At 54.2% G+C, this 13,465-nt stretch carries 15 protein-coding genes; 8 read left to right on the plus strand and 7 right to left on the minus strand.

Annotated elements, in window-relative coordinates; genetic code table 11:
* Positions 1-44: 44 nt before the first annotated feature.
* Entirely contained in the window at positions 45-1,598 is a 1,554-nt protein-coding gene (gene gshA, locus CDH47_RS07200; protein ID WP_100639168.1) for a glutamate--cysteine ligase, read from the plus strand.
* Positions 1,599-1,743: 145 nt separating this feature from the next.
* Positions 1,744-1,962, plus strand: a complete 219-nt coding sequence (gene rmf, locus CDH47_RS07205) for a ribosome modulation factor (protein WP_100639169.1) — start codon at positions 1,744-1,746, stop codon at positions 1,960-1,962.
* A 48-nt stretch (positions 1,963-2,010) separates the two neighbouring features.
* Here rmf and CDH47_RS07210 read toward each other — a convergent pair whose 3' ends face one another.
* Positions 2,011-2,454 (minus strand): flagellar basal body-associated FliL family protein, encoded by a 444-nt coding sequence (locus CDH47_RS07210; RefSeq protein ID WP_100639170.1) that lies wholly within the window; start codon positions 2,452-2,454, stop codon positions 2,011-2,013.
* 115 nt (positions 2,455-2,569) lie between these two features.
* On the opposite strand from CDH47_RS07210, the gene CDH47_RS07215 reads away from it, so the two are divergent.
* Complete coding sequence (locus CDH47_RS07215; RefSeq protein WP_100639345.1) at positions 2,570-3,076, plus strand: disulfide bond formation protein B; 507 nt, start codon at positions 2,570-2,572, stop codon at positions 3,074-3,076.
* Between the two features lie 102 nt (positions 3,077-3,178).
* Positions 3,179-3,658: a sigma D regulator gene (gene rsd, locus CDH47_RS07220; RefSeq protein ID WP_100639171.1), complete on the plus strand. Its 480-nt coding sequence runs from the start codon at positions 3,179-3,181 to the stop codon at positions 3,656-3,658.
* A gap of 99 nt (positions 3,659-3,757) precedes the next feature.
* On the opposite strand, the gene CDH47_RS07225 is transcribed toward rsd, so the two are convergent.
* From CDH47_RS07225 to CDH47_RS07235, 3 genes are all read right to left on the minus strand, one after another.
* Positions 3,758-4,492: a BamJ family beta-barrel-assembly machinery protein gene (locus tag CDH47_RS07225; RefSeq protein ID WP_100639172.1), complete on the minus strand. Its 735-nt coding sequence runs from the start codon at positions 4,490-4,492 to the stop codon at positions 3,758-3,760.
* Between the two features lie 147 nt (positions 4,493-4,639).
* Positions 4,640-5,023, minus strand: a complete 384-nt coding sequence (locus CDH47_RS07230) for a DUF4124 domain-containing protein (protein ID WP_100639173.1) — start codon at positions 5,021-5,023, stop codon at positions 4,640-4,642.
* Positions 5,017-5,577: a DUF2390 domain-containing protein gene (locus tag CDH47_RS07235; RefSeq protein ID WP_100639174.1), complete on the minus strand. Its 561-nt coding sequence runs from the start codon at positions 5,575-5,577 to the stop codon at positions 5,017-5,019. The genes CDH47_RS07230 and CDH47_RS07235 overlap by 7 nt, the downstream gene beginning before the upstream one ends.
* Positions 5,578-5,623: 46 nt before the next feature.
* On the opposite strand from CDH47_RS07235, the gene CDH47_RS07240 reads away from it, so the two are divergent.
* The gene (locus CDH47_RS07240) at positions 5,624-7,594 is read left to right on the plus strand and encodes an ATP-binding cassette domain-containing protein (RefSeq protein ID WP_193601592.1); all 1,971 of its coding nucleotides are present in this window, start codon (positions 5,624-5,626) and stop codon (positions 7,592-7,594) included.
* Positions 7,595-7,611: 17 nt separating this feature from the next.
* Here the strand turns inward: CDH47_RS07240 and ppx are convergent, their stop codons facing one another.
* Positions 7,612-9,093 carry an exopolyphosphatase gene (ppx, locus tag CDH47_RS07245; protein WP_420843669.1) on the minus strand — a complete coding sequence of 494 codons (1,482 nt, stop codon included), beginning with the start codon at positions 9,091-9,093 and terminating at the stop codon, positions 7,612-7,614.
* A 357-nt stretch (positions 9,094-9,450) separates the two neighbouring features.
* On the opposite strand from ppx, the gene trxA reads away from it, so the two are divergent.
* Entirely contained in the window at positions 9,451-9,777 is a 327-nt protein-coding gene (trxA, locus tag CDH47_RS07250; RefSeq protein WP_100639177.1) for a thioredoxin TrxA, read from the plus strand.
* Positions 9,778-9,841: 64 nt separating this feature from the next.
* On the opposite strand, the gene CDH47_RS07255 is transcribed toward trxA, so the two are convergent.
* On the minus strand, positions 9,842-10,966 hold the full coding sequence (locus CDH47_RS07255; RefSeq protein WP_100639178.1) for a putative sulfate/molybdate transporter: 1,125 nt from the start codon (positions 10,964-10,966) through the stop codon (positions 9,842-9,844).
* Between the two features lie 33 nt (positions 10,967-10,999).
* Positions 11,000-11,884 (minus strand): substrate-binding domain-containing protein, encoded by an 885-nt coding sequence (locus CDH47_RS07260; RefSeq protein WP_100639179.1) that lies wholly within the window; start codon positions 11,882-11,884, stop codon positions 11,000-11,002.
* Positions 11,885-12,001: 117 nt separating this feature from the next.
* On the opposite strand from CDH47_RS07260, the gene CDH47_RS07265 reads away from it, so the two are divergent.
* Complete coding sequence (locus CDH47_RS07265) at positions 12,002-12,700, plus strand: ABC transporter permease (RefSeq protein ID WP_100639180.1); 699 nt, start codon at positions 12,002-12,004, stop codon at positions 12,698-12,700.
* Positions 12,697-13,440 carry an ATP-binding cassette domain-containing protein gene (locus CDH47_RS07270; RefSeq protein WP_100639181.1) on the plus strand — a complete coding sequence of 248 codons (744 nt, stop codon included), beginning with the start codon at positions 12,697-12,699 and terminating at the stop codon, positions 13,438-13,440. The genes CDH47_RS07265 and CDH47_RS07270 overlap by 4 nt, the downstream gene beginning before the upstream one ends.
* The last annotated feature ends 25 nt before the right edge of the window (positions 13,441-13,465 follow it).

Consider the following 13,465-nt stretch of genomic DNA (forward strand, 5'->3'; position numbering starts at 1 on the left):
CGGCACTGCCCATAAGGCATAACCGGCTGAAGCAGGAGTCAATCATGGCCGAGTCCCGGCATTCTCTTTTTCGCCAGCTTGCAGCAAGCGACTGGAACGGGTTTCTGAAGGGTGTAGAGAAAGAAGGTTTGCGCGTTGACCGCAATGGTTTTATTGCTCAGACCCCGCATCCGGAAGCCTTGGGCTCTGCGCTGACGCATTCATCTATCACGACAGACTATTCCGAAGCACTTCTGGAGCTGATAACGCCAGTGTGCAGCAGCACGGCCGAAATGATGGAGTCTTTACGCAACACCCATCGATTCGTGCAACAAAACCTGGGGGATGAGGTTTTCTGGCCGGCCAGTATGCCCTGCGAGTTGAATGGTGATGCGAGTATCCCTATTGCGGGATATGGGTCGTCCAACGTAGGTCGGCTCAGGCATGTATACCGTCAGGGGCTGGCGGTCCGGTATGGGCGTATGATGCAAAGCATAGCCGGTACGCATTACAACCTTTCTTTGCCCGACAGCTTCTGGGAGACCTGGCAGCGCGCCTTGGGTGACCAACAAAGCATGAAGGACTTCAAGTCCGATCAGTATTTTTGGCTCATTCGTAATTTCCGTCGCCGCAGCTGGATGTTGATGCTGCTGTTCGGCGCCTCGCCGGCACTTGATGCGAGCTTTGTGGATGGTGTTCAGCACGATCTCAGTCGTCTTGATGATCGCAGCTGGTTTGGTGATCATGCAACGTCGTTGCGCATGGGTGACCTTGGCTATCACAACAATGCCCAGTCGTCGCTGAATATCTGCTTCAACAAACTCAGCACTTATACCCAGACTTTGGATAGAGCCATTCATACGAATTGGCCAGCCTATGATGCGATCGGCACAAAGCGTGATGGTGAATTTATCCAGATCAATACCAACGTGCTGCAAATTGAAAATGAGTACTACAGTGCGATTCGACCCAAGCGCACAGCCAAAAGCGGAGAGAAGCCGATTCATGCGCTTGAGTCCCGTGGTGTTGAATACATTGAGGTGCGCTGTCTGGACCTGGATCCTTTCTCCCCTGTAGGGGTCAGCGAGGCTCAGGTCGACTTCCTTGATCTCTTCCTTTTCGACTGCCTGCTGTCAGAGTCTCCGAGAATCGGTGATGCTGAGTGCAGCCTGCTTGATGACTACTTCAAAGATGTGGTTGCCGAAGGCCGAAATCGCGAACTGACGTTTGCCCGTAACGGTAAACGCACCCCCATCGGTGAGGCGGCCACCGCTATACTGGACGGACTTGAGCCCTTGGCAGAGGTTCTGGACGGATTGAGTGGAGGGGAGGTATACCGCAAAGCGCTGTCAACCCAGCGAGGGGTTCTGACAGGGGATAGCCAGGTGCCTTCTGATCGGGTTATTGATTCCATGCAGGCCTCTGGGCTTGGACATAGAGACTGGGCTATGGATATGGCCCTGAAGCATCAGGATGCCCTGCGGTCAGAAACTATGGATGCCAGTGTGAAAGAATCCTACGTTGCTGCTGCTACGGATTCATTGGCAGAGCAGAAGCGGATTGAAGCGGCCGATACTTTGGCATTTGAGGATTTTCTTGAGCAGTATTTGCGCTCCTGAGGAAGTGTGAGCAAGTATCATGGCAGCAGGCGTTTTTGACTGTTTTTATGATCAGTGGGCCTGCTTCACAGATTGCTGAACAAAAAATTGTCACTTTGTGACGCTGGTGCTAAGTTCGTTAGCATCAGCTAAAGGGAGATGTGGCATGGCAAGGGATATAAAACTGGGCTGGGATGTAGAGGCGTTGAATAAGGCCTATCGTCAAGGAAACATGGCAGCGGCCATGAATATGGATAAAACTCGCTGTCCTTATCGTGGTGAAGTCGTGGTAGCCGCCTGGGAGGCTGGCTGGGACGATGCTGTCGAGGCAATCCGGGAAGAAAAGGCCATCAAGGACATGGATTTTTACTCACGGATTGCCTGAAAGAGGTCATTTGCGACGCTGTTGTGTTTATCTTGTAATATTTCTGCGCTATTTCTGCACGACGAATTCCGTAAACAGAACTCCGGTGATTGATTCGCCGGTTTTCTGCTCTTCAAGTACGCCGTTAATTCTTGATTTCGCTTCTTCACGCAACGCCTGCTGACCTTCCATTGTGGTCAATTTGGCTGTATCCGTTTGTTCACCAAATAACATCACAAGTTCGTGGCGTAATCTGGGCATGTGGCCTTCTACTGCCGAGCGTGTGGTTTTCTGTGAAGCTCTCAGGCTGACTGCAGCTTTCAGATAGGTCAGTTTGCCACCAGGTGTGCCAACGTGAGTTACGAAGGCCGGTTCCATGGCAATATAATCGGTGATACCTTGTTTTTCTGCTGTTTCCCCGTCTGTGCTCTCGGCATCTTCTGCCCAGGCAGCAGGAAGTGATGAAAGCAGCAGGAAAAGACTGATCAAAACGAATTTAGGTTGGTGTGTCATAAGCTTGCGGTTCGTGATGGTTTAAGGTTTAGTTGCAAAAATTAGCAGTAACCCTGCCGGATAAACTGAGAGTAGCAGGCCGGGCAACGCATTTGTGGAAAACCGAGGAAACTTTGTGAAGGTAAGAGCAATATTTGCATTGGTTTTTGTTGTCTGCGCCGGATTGCTGGGTGTGGCCTTTTACATGGAGTATGTAATGGGGCTTGAACCTTGTCCATTGTGTTGGCTGCAGCGCTTTGGCTTTATGGGTGTTGGCCTGGTGAGTCTTCTGGCCGCTTTGCATGGCCCCAGAGAATTGGGGGCGCGAGTGTATGGGTTGCTGCTGGCCATCACCGCCGGTGCCGGGCTGGGAGTGGCTGGGCGCCAGTTATGGTTGCAGAGCCTGCCAGCCGATCAGGCGCCTGCCTGCGGCCCCTCTGTAGACTATATGCTTGAAGTTTTGCCACTTGGCGAAGTGTTAATGACCGCGCTCAAAGGGACGGGAGATTGTGCTGCTGTAGTTTGGCGCTTTCTTGGTTTGAGTATCCCGGGCTGGAGCGCTGTGTTTTTTGTACTTCTGGTTATTCTGGGACTGGCGATGCTCTTCCACCGGGGAAACACTAAAAGTTGGTTTTCAGATTGAAACGGTTGCGACCGGCAGCCAGCATAGGGTAACTTGATTCGGGCTTAATCGGTATTAGGGTCACGGCTGAATAGCAGGATTTTCAAGCGGAGAGCAGGCGTTATGTTGGAGAATTGCCGAAATGCCAGGGAGCGCTGGGGCGGTGTCAGTGAACTGATCGATCGCTGGCTAAAGGATCGACAGGAACTGTTGGTTCATTACTGCGATTTATCGGGAGAAAGCGACTTTTCGCAAACAGAAGCCTTGAAGCAAAAGCTCGACCGGCTATGTGAGGCCCTGTTGGACTATGTTTCTACCGGTCATTTTGAAATCTACGAGCAACTGGTAAGAGAAGCGCGGGAGTTTAACGACGGCGGGCTGGAGCTGGCTGCCAAGGTATACCCTCGTATTGAGAAAACCACAGAGGTGGCGCTCAATTTTAACGATCAGCTGGGGCAGGGCGAGTTGTCCGAGGAAGACGTTGCAGCATTGTTCGACCAGCTTTCTCATCTTGGTGAAACGCTGGAAAGCCGCTTTGAGATGGAGGATTTTCTGATAAAGCACCTCCACAGCGCACATGCAGATAAAGTGGAGTCAGCCTGAGCTGGATAGCCTGCCAAACGTGAGCACAAAAAAACCTCAGTAGCGAAAGCGCTCTGAGGTTTTTTATTGCTTCAGGCAAGCTGATGCGGTTTTTCCGGATTACTCGGTCGCAGAGTCTTCTTCGTTTGCAGTCGGGTTGATGGCAAGTAACTCCACATCGAATACCAGGGTCTCGTTGGGGCCAATTGAGCGATTGCCGCCAGGGCCATAGGCCAGGTCAGAAGGGATATACAATTTGTAGCGGGCACCCTCGCTCATGAGTTGAAGGCCTTCAGTCCAGCCCGGAATAACTTGATTCAGGCCAAAAGTTACCGGTGCGCCGCGTTCGCGGGAACTGTCAAAAACTTCTCCGGAGAGCAGCTCGCCCGTGTAGTGCACCTGGACCATATCGGTGGCACCTGGCTGTGCGCCAGTGCCTTCTTCCAGAACCTCATACTGCAGGCCGGAATCGGTCATTACGACACCGGCACGCTCGGCGTTCTCTTCAAGGAAGGCTTCGCCAGCGTCGAGGTTTTTCTGGGCCAGCTCTTCAATCTGCTTGCTTTGCTCTTCCTGCAGCGACTGTTGGTATTCCATCAGAGCTTGCTGTATTTCTTCGCGGCTCATACGTTTGGCTTCTTCATCGCCAGCATGGCCATGCTGAATGCCCTGAAGGAACTGATCCATTTGCAGGTTTGGCAGGTCGTTACCCATGCGCTCACCTAACACCAGACCCATACCATAGCTGACCTTCTGATCGGTCGAGTCCAGATTGGGGTCCATCGGAGTTTCAGGTGGAGTAGAGCAGCCGGCAACCATGCCGGTTATCGCCAGTGCAAGTAGCGTTTTTTTCATTGCTGAATCCTTTTCGATTATCAGGGGTGGGCTGAGAGGCCCAGGCTTTGCGTTTGTCAGAGGAGGAAAGGTAACGGGTTCAGAGCTCAGATTCCACTGAACATCTGTTAAGGCGCTACAGATGACTTCTGGCTGGCGAGCAGGTCGTCAACTTTCATTGCTTCGGGCGCCAGGGCTAAGCGAGAAGGGGGCGCTGTAGGGAGACTGCCAGTCGGTCTCAGGATTTGAAAGCTTTGCAGGTGGTCTTGGCTTGTCGGTTCTCTCTATGGCAAGTGTATTCCATGGCCCCTGTTCCGGTGGTTGGTCCGCATAGTGCCAGTTACCGTCGGTATCCTGCCATTTGAAGACAATGTCCGGGCCTTCAATCGGAATTGGGGGTGGAACCAGCCCTTCAAATGCAGGCATTTCAGGCTGTGCTTCTGTAGCGACAGGCTCGGAGACTTGTTCTGCGTCATTCAGACCGAAGAAGATAAGGAGCATTAACAGGCCAAGGGCCGGGAAAGCGAGCCGGACAAGCCATTTGATCAGCATGGCTGTGAGTCTCCCGATTGAAAGGCAGAAATAGTATCACCCAGGGTAAGTAGAAGCAGTTTCACGCCCGGAATTGCATCAGGCGCCGGCGCTGCAGCAGCAAGATTGGACTGGATGAGCTCTTCACATACGTGCATATTACGTGATTCCGGTTTTGGGGCTGTAAAACTACGCCAGGCCAGAGCAAGCTCAATGCGCTCCGCCTCCAGCTCAAGGCTGGCCAGGTGTGTGCGCAGACCATTGTATGCAGTCTGCGCCTTGGGTACCGACGTGCGAATGGCACGCAAGCTGCCGGTTACACGATCGCGCCACTCTGTTACGGTAGGGTGTTCGATTCCGGTGTATGCTCTGCCGTTGAGTGCAAGCCATCCCGCACATAAAATTCGTGTTACGCTCCAGCCCTCATTTTGTAGGGTCAGGCAAGTTTTTTGCGCCGCTGTGTGCTGCCAAAACTCAAGAGCGAAATGCCAAAGGGGGTTGTCTGGCTCCAAGTCAGCCGGCAACACCATGGTTTTCAAAGGTAAACCCGAGGTGGTTTGCAAGCTGGCTGGCATGAGCGTTGAACCGTCCCTGACCATTTCACGTTGATTATATGACAACATGTTAACGATAACCGATCTCAGTTTACAACGGGGCGGCGTCTGGTTGCTAGATTCAGTCGCCCTAACGGTGCAATATGGCCAGCGAGTGGCAATTGTCGGCGCCAATGGTGCCGGAAAATCCAGTCTTTTTCAGCTGTTGCTGGGCCAACTGGCGCCCGAGCAGGGGAGCGTGTCACTCCCTGGCGGCTGCCGTATCGCGCACATGGCGCAGGAAGTTAAGGCAACCGGGCGTAGCGCGAGGGACTTTGTTCTTGATGGAGACATTGATCTGCGCCGGCTTGAGCGAGAGCTTGAGCAAGCTGAAGCCAAAGGCGACGATAACGCTGTTGCCCACATACACGGTGAACTGGACATGCATGAGGCTTGGTCTGCGGCCCGGCGAGCAGAGTCCTTGTTACGTGGTCTCGGGTTTCAGGATGGGGATGCGGACCGGCCCGTATCCGCATTTTCCGGCGGGTGGCGCATTCGACTCAATCTCGCTCAGGCGCTGATGCGACCTTCAGATCTTCTGCTGCTGGATGAGCCTACTAACCACCTGGATCTGGATGCCTGCCTCTGGTTGGAAAACTGGTTGCGTCGCTATGAGGGTACTCTGCTGTTTATCTCTCACGATAGAGACTTCATGGATCGGGTGGCCACCCACGTGGTGCATTTTGATCAGCGTAAGCTGGAGCTTTATACCGGAAATTATTCTGCCTTTGAGGTTCAGCGTAGCGAAAGACTCGCTCAGCAGCAGGCAGGTTTCGAACGACAGCAGGCGAGAATAGCGGAAATCCAGCGCTTTATTGATCGCTTCAAAGCCAAGGCTACGAAAGCCAGGCAAGCACAAAGCCGGGTGAAATCCCTTGAGCGAATGGAGAAGATAGCGCCAGCTCATATAGATTCGCCATTCAGCTTCGAATTCCCTATGGCAGACAAAGTCTCCAACCCGCTACTCTCCATAAGGCATGGGCAGGCAGGTCATGGTGACACTACCGTACTCAGTAACATTAATCTGACCCTGCTTCCGGGCAGTCGCATCGGCCTTCTGGGGCCAAATGGCGCCGGTAAGTCCACCTTGATGGATGCATTGTTGGGGCAGGGTGAGCAGGGAGTGGCAAGTACCTTGCTATCTGGTGAACGCACCTGTGGCGAACACCTGGCTATAGGCTACTTTGCCCAGCATCAGTTGGAATCCCTGGATCTGGACGCCAGCCCTTTCTTGCATTTGCAGCGCTTGTCGCCGCGAGCGTCCGAACAGAGTATTCGCAACTTTCTGGGTGGTTTCGACTTTCACGGAGATGAAGCACTGAGTCCCATCCGCTCCTTCTCTGGTGGAGAGAAGGCCCGGGTTGCCTTGGCAGTTATTGCATGGCAAAAACCTAACCTGCTTTTGCTGGATGAGCCCACGAACCACCTTGATCTGGAAATGCGCCAAGCTCTGACCATGGCGCTGCAGAACTTTGAAGGTGCCATTGTGGTGGTGTCCCACGACAGACACCTGTTGCGCAACACCGTTGACGAGTTCTGGCTGGTGAATGATGGCTGCGTTGTGGAATACCAAGGCGACCTCGAAGACTATGAGGCCTGGCTGGCGGACCGTCGAAAGGACGATGCCGAAGCACCAAAACGCCAACCCGCTGGCGCTGCACTCACCGGAGACGCCGCGGAAGCGGGTGCTGCTGTGGGCGAAAGCGCTGAAGACCGGAAAGCTCGCAAGCGTGCTGAGGCAGCGCTACGACAAAAGCTTAGCCCCTTTCGCAAGCGCCAGGCAGCACTGGAAAAGCAGATGGAGTCACTCAACGAAGTTTTGAGTGCCTTGGAGGCAGAATTATCCGACCCCGCGGTGTATAGCGATGAATCTAAAACCCGCCTGAAAGAGTTGCTGGCCAAACAGGCTGAGGCCAAGGGGAAGCTTGAGGATATTGAAACAGAATGGCTGGATGTCAGCGAGACTGTAGAGGCCATGGAAGAAGAGCTGGCGGGGTGACGGGAGTGATGGTCCTGTCAGCCTCCTGCCAGTTCAAGCACGAAGTTTTGTTTGGCGAGATAGTCCTGCTCGTTTTTCAGGTCGGCGTAGGTAAGTGGGCGCTTGTCAAACCAGCCATTGGGAAACGACAGTAAAAGGCCGTTTTCTCGTGGCTCTAGTGTGAAGTCGGGTGGCGGCTCAAGATTTCGGGAGTGCTGAATCAGCACAGCCAGTCGCACCAGGATGCACAGGTGACGGAGGCGCTGCAGATCGCCTGGCTCGACCCCGTCAAATATGGATGAGCTGAGTTTTCGGCGATGACCGCGAACGAGAATGGCCAGTTCCTGTTGGGCTTGTTGAGTAAAACCTGCCAGATCTGAATATCGAAGTAGATAGGCCCCGTGTTTGTGGTACTGGCTGTGTGATATGGCAAGGCCAATTTCGTGGAGACGGCAAGCCCAGCGCAGTGTTTCTTCGTCTGAAGACGAGGTTAGCCCCCAATGTTCTGCAATCTGCTCCCATGCGGCAATTGCCGTTGCCTCCACAGCTGCTCCGTGTTTTTGATCTGCCTGGTACCGTTTCTGTAACGCCGAGATGCTGCGCTCTCGGACATCCTCGTGTTGGATCCTGCCGGCGATACCGTAAAGAAGACCTTCACGGAGAGCTCCATCAGTGTAAGACATTTCCTGGATGTTCAGGGATTGGAATGCTCCCATCAAAATAGCAAAACCGGCAGGGAAAATACTTTGGCGATCCTGGCGAAGCCCCAGGTCACCAAGCTTTTCGACGCTGCCCATATCTATCAGCCGGCGGCGCAGTTCCTCCATAGCACTCCAGGTAACTGTGCCATCACTGATCTTTAGCGTTGCCAGCACGCTACAAATGGATTTTATTGAGCCAGAGGAGCCCACCGTGCTTTCCCAGCCGATTGAACGAAAACGTCGACGAATGCCCAGCAATTCCTGTTCGGCATGAATAATGGCTTTGTCCATTTGCTTGCGGGTAATCCGACCGTCGGCAAAGTAGCGATTTCGAAAAGACACGCAGCCCATGTGAAGGCTTTCCAGCTCCAGGGGCTCAAAGCGCTCACCAATAATCAGCTCCGTGCTGCCACCACCAATATCGATCACCAGGCGCTGCCCGGCATCATCAGAGAGGGTGTGTGAGACCCCCAGATAGATCAATCGGGCTTCCTCACGCCCTGCAATTATCTCTGCAGGGTAGCCCAGAGCCTCCTCTGCCCGGGCAATGAACTGGTTGGCGTTGCGCGCCACCCGAAGTGCATTGGTGCCTACAATCTGCACACCTTCCGGAGGTGTACCGTTTAGCCGTTGGGCAAACCGCCGCAGACAGTCCAGGCCGCGCTGCTGGGCCTCTTCCGTTAAATTGTTATCAGAATCAAGGCCGTCGCCTAGCTGAACTTTTTCGCCCATGCGCTCCATGGTGCGGATTTCACCCTGTACGAGGCGGGCAATCACCATGTGAAAACTGTTTGAGCCCATATCAATGGACGCAAGCATGTCTGGTGGCGTAGCAGAGTTTTCGGCGGAAGAGGTGTCCGTCACGTTGATCAGGATCCTGTAGTAAATGCTTGCGGCTACTATAAGCGATTACCCCGGGGTATGTCAGTCAATGCGCGACCGACTTACCGCGGGAAAGGCGGTCAAATTGATTGGGGTCACAAGATTATTGAATCAACCCTGTGGATCTACTGCTTCACAGACGCGGGATCAATCGCGTAAAGTAGTCACTAAAGTGATGGGCGTGAAAGGGTGTTTTCGAGCAACGACACCCCTAATAACAGTCAACAGCACGTATATGCAGACGGCGGCGTTACTGCCGAAAGCCTGCTGTAGTGCATGAATCAGGAAATCGAAATGAGCGGAAATATTGTAAACGTAACGGATGCATCCTTCGAACAGGACGTGCTTCAGTCTGACGTACCTGTGCTGGTAGATTACTGGGCGGAGTGGTGTGGCCCATGTAAAATGATTGCACCTGTACTCGAAGAAATTGCCGACGAATACGCTGGCAAACTGAAAGTCTGCAAACTCAACATCGATGAAAACGAGCAGACCCCGCCCAAGTTCAACATCCGTGGCATCCCGACTCTGATGCTGTTTAAAAACGGCAACGTTGATGCGACTAAAGTTGGTGCGCTGTCGAAGTCACAGCTCGCAGCATTCCTGGATAGCAATCTCTGATTGCATCCTGATTGTCTGAACGAAAAAACCGCCCCGAAACACAGTTCCGGGGCGGTTTTTTCGTTCAGGCAATCTCTCGTTTGCGCAGCAGGGTCGTACGAACTTTCTCAGAAGCAGCGCCGGCCAGTAGCCCAAAAAACGGATCAATCCACACAGTTACCAAAGCCGTAATAGCAATAACCGGCCAGCAGGAAGGTTTTGCTGTCCACAGGCGTTTGGAAATGGCAAGCTCCGCTGCAGCCACGAACAACAAGGCTCCGAGCCCTGCCATTGGAATTGCCGCAATCATTGAAAGGCCGCCAGGCATTAACGCAATGAAGAGCAATCCTGTCCCGAGCAGAACGGGTGCGGTACCGGTTCTGGCGCCAAAGCGGTGATGGGCGGCCACTCCGCCTGCTCCGTGGCACATGGGCAGGGCGCCAAGGGGTACCAGAATAAGATTGGCCAGGCCGGTGGACACCGATAACCGGGCGGGTGTGACATGGCGGGATTGCTCGCCGAAGTAATCCCCAGCCACCAGAGCTGTCAGAACGATTGCGTTGGTTAGCGTCAGGGCTAACTGGGGTAGCACCAGCGTCGAGAGCCCCTGCTGCCAATCCCCAAGCTCAGGCAATTCAGGTAAAAAGAATACTGCGAAACTGGCCTCGGGAAGTGTGAGCCCCTCGGCGCCCATAAAAGCGCCGAGGGCAACAGCGGCAATAAGCCCGATCAAAGCAGCCGGCCAATGTGGAAAGAACTTCAGGGTGATGCCCAGTAACGCCAGGGTGACAACACCCAGTGGTAAAGAAGTGGCCATCAGGCCAAAGCTCATATAGGCCAGCATCAGCCCCAGGCCTAGCTGAAGGCCGCTTAACACTGAACGGGGTATCAGGCGGGCAGCTCCATTGATCCATCCGGTCAGGCCCAGAATCAATAATATTGCCCCAATAAGAACACCACCGGCTACCAGGCTTTGGGAGCTCACCTGAGTGGTTAGCAGCAGCGCAGCAACCGCTTTCATGGGCTGTACGGGTATTGGCAGGCGGTAATACAGCCCGGTTGCGATGTAGAATATGGCAAACCCCAGTAGTACCGGTACGGGCGCCAGGCCTGCCAACCCTATAACCCCGAGGCCAAGCGGAATCAGGGTGCCAAGATCTCCCAGCGCCCCGCTGGCATCCCTCGCCAGTTTTTTTTGCACTGAACGCATCGTAAAATGCCTGTTTGTTGTTATTGCCGCTGTTCAAGCGTTGTAAACGACTTTCCCCAGCTCACTGGTGTCGTAGCCACCGAGTGCTTCTGCACGCTTTCTGAAACGTTCGCTGCCTGCAAACGCCAGCAAGCGTTGCATCGCCGGCTCAAAATAATGACGCCGACGCATCGCCAGGTCAAAGTGCTCTTGTTGCAAGGGGATAAAAGCCAGCCCCTGACGCCGTGCGGCCGCTTCAATTCCCACTCCAATATCCGCTTCACCCTGGCGGATAGCCAGAGCCAGATCGTCCTCGCTGAGTGAGGGGTGAGGGGTCCATGACACTTGCCGTGCATCGATCTGGTGGCGAGTCAGTAAGCTCTGCAGCAGGTGGCTCACTCCGGCGTCTGGCTGGCGGTGTGCAACACGAATGCCGGGGCTCATGAAATCTCCAAGCCGCGTAATGCCAAGGGGATTATTGGCTGCCAGAAGAAGCCCTTGCTGGCGTTTTGCCCAGCGTATCAGTATCAGATCACGCATTCCGCTCAAACCCAGGGTGTTGGGGTCGTTGTAACTCTGACTCTCAGCGTGCCAGATATGCATGCCTGCAAGCATCGCCCGCCCGTCGACCAGCCTTTGTACGCCGTCCCCACTGCCTTTACACAACAGCGCCAGCTCGGCACCGCTTTCCTTTAAGGCCCATTCCAGAAGAGGGTCCTGGCTGCCGGCCAGAACCGGGGGGATGGACGAACTGACGGTGTCGTCGCCCTCCAGGTGGTTCATCAGCCACAAATCAAGACGCTGACGAGGAAACAGGAGTTTACCTGTCACGCGCACACAAGGAATAACACCCTGACTGACCAGATCGTAGACCTTACGCTCTTTCAGACGAAGATATTCGGCAGCTTCAGCCGTAGTGAGGTAAGCGGGGAGGGGCATTTGTCTCTCCAGTGGGGCGAGTAAAGCGTAAGCCTGTTTTGCACTGCATATTTTCCAGTAGACTGTGCAAAGCGTAGACATAAACGCGAGGATGCTCAATATCAAGGAGACGAAGTCGTGGAAAATAATGCGTTTTATGTGGCACTAACGCTGCTGTTAAATCTCGACGCTTCGCTTTTTCAGATCGTGGCGCTTTCACTTCAGGTTTCGCTTCTGGCGGTACTCATAGCAGCCTTGTTGGGCTTTCCATTGGGCGCGGCGGTGGCGATATGGCGCTTTCCGGGGCGCGGCGGAATGATTGTTGTGCTCAATGCCCTAATGGGCCTGCCTCCAGTGGTGGCTGGGCTTATGGTGTATTTGCTGCTTTCCCGTGCGGGCCCGCTGGGGGAATGGGGTCTGCTATTCACTCCGGGTGCCATGATACTGGCGCAGGTGGTGCTGGTATTGCCCATACTGGCAGCACTGTCGAGGCAGAAGGTGGAAGAGCTTTTGGGGGAATACCGGGAGCAGTTTGTCTCGTTGGGCATGTCGAAATCACGCATGATGCCGACCCTTTTGTGGGATGCACGTTTTGCGCTTTTAACGGTTCTGCTTGCAGGCTTTGGTCGCGCCAGCGCCGAAGTGGGAGCGGTGATGATGGTAGGTGGTAATATTGATGGTGTTACCCGGGTAATGACCACCTCCATCGTGTTGGAAACCGGCAAGGGAAATCTGCCACTGGCATTGGGGTTGGGCATGGTACTGCTCACGCTGGTGATGGTGATCAATGCCGGTGCCTATATGGTGAGTGAACTGTCCAGGAGGCGGGTAGGGTGACCTCCTTCCATGTACCAAGTCTCGCGTCGTTTATCATATCGCCGCCACCAGAGCTGTGCTTTGAGGATGTTATTTTCAAGCACGAAGACAAGGTGTTGCTGGGGCCTTGCTCATTCACGCTCAAGGGCTCAGGCCCCACATTTGTAATGGGTCCTAACGGAGCTGGGAAAAGCCTTTTGCTGCGCTTGTCCCACAGTTTGCTTCAACCGACTCAGGGTCGGATAACATGGTCGGGTGGGCCTGGCCCCCGTCAGGCAATGGTCTTCCAACACCCGGTGCTCTTGCGCCGCTCTGCCGTTGCCAACCTCGTTCATGCACTGGCGGTTAACAAGGTGCCGCGAAAAAATCGCGTCAAATTGGCTCATGATGCACTTGAGCGTTTCGGCCTGACTGCCTGTTCCAGCACCCCTGCCCGGGTACTTTCTGGTGGTGAACAACAGCGCCTGGCATTGGCGCGGGCCTGGGTACTTTCACCCCAGGTACTGTTTCTGGATGAGCCCACTTCCGCGCTCGACCCAGCGGCTATCAAGGCGGTAGAAGCGGCGGTACAGGAGTTTCATCAGCGGGGAACCCGCGTCGTCATGACCACTCATGATTTGCATCAGGCAAAACGGCTCGCAGGGGACATTCTTTTCCTTTCAGGGGGCAAGGTGCGGGAGCACACGCCTGCAGAGGCATTCTTTGATAAACCTGTCTCGCGAGAGGCGCAAGCGTTTATTGCAGGAGAACTGGTCGAGTAACTCGACTCCACTATAACAAGGAGAA

The sequence above is a fragment of the Marinobacter salexigens genome (assembly GCF_002806945.1).
GTDB lineage: Bacteria > Pseudomonadota > Gammaproteobacteria > Pseudomonadales > Oleiphilaceae > Marinobacter > Marinobacter salexigens.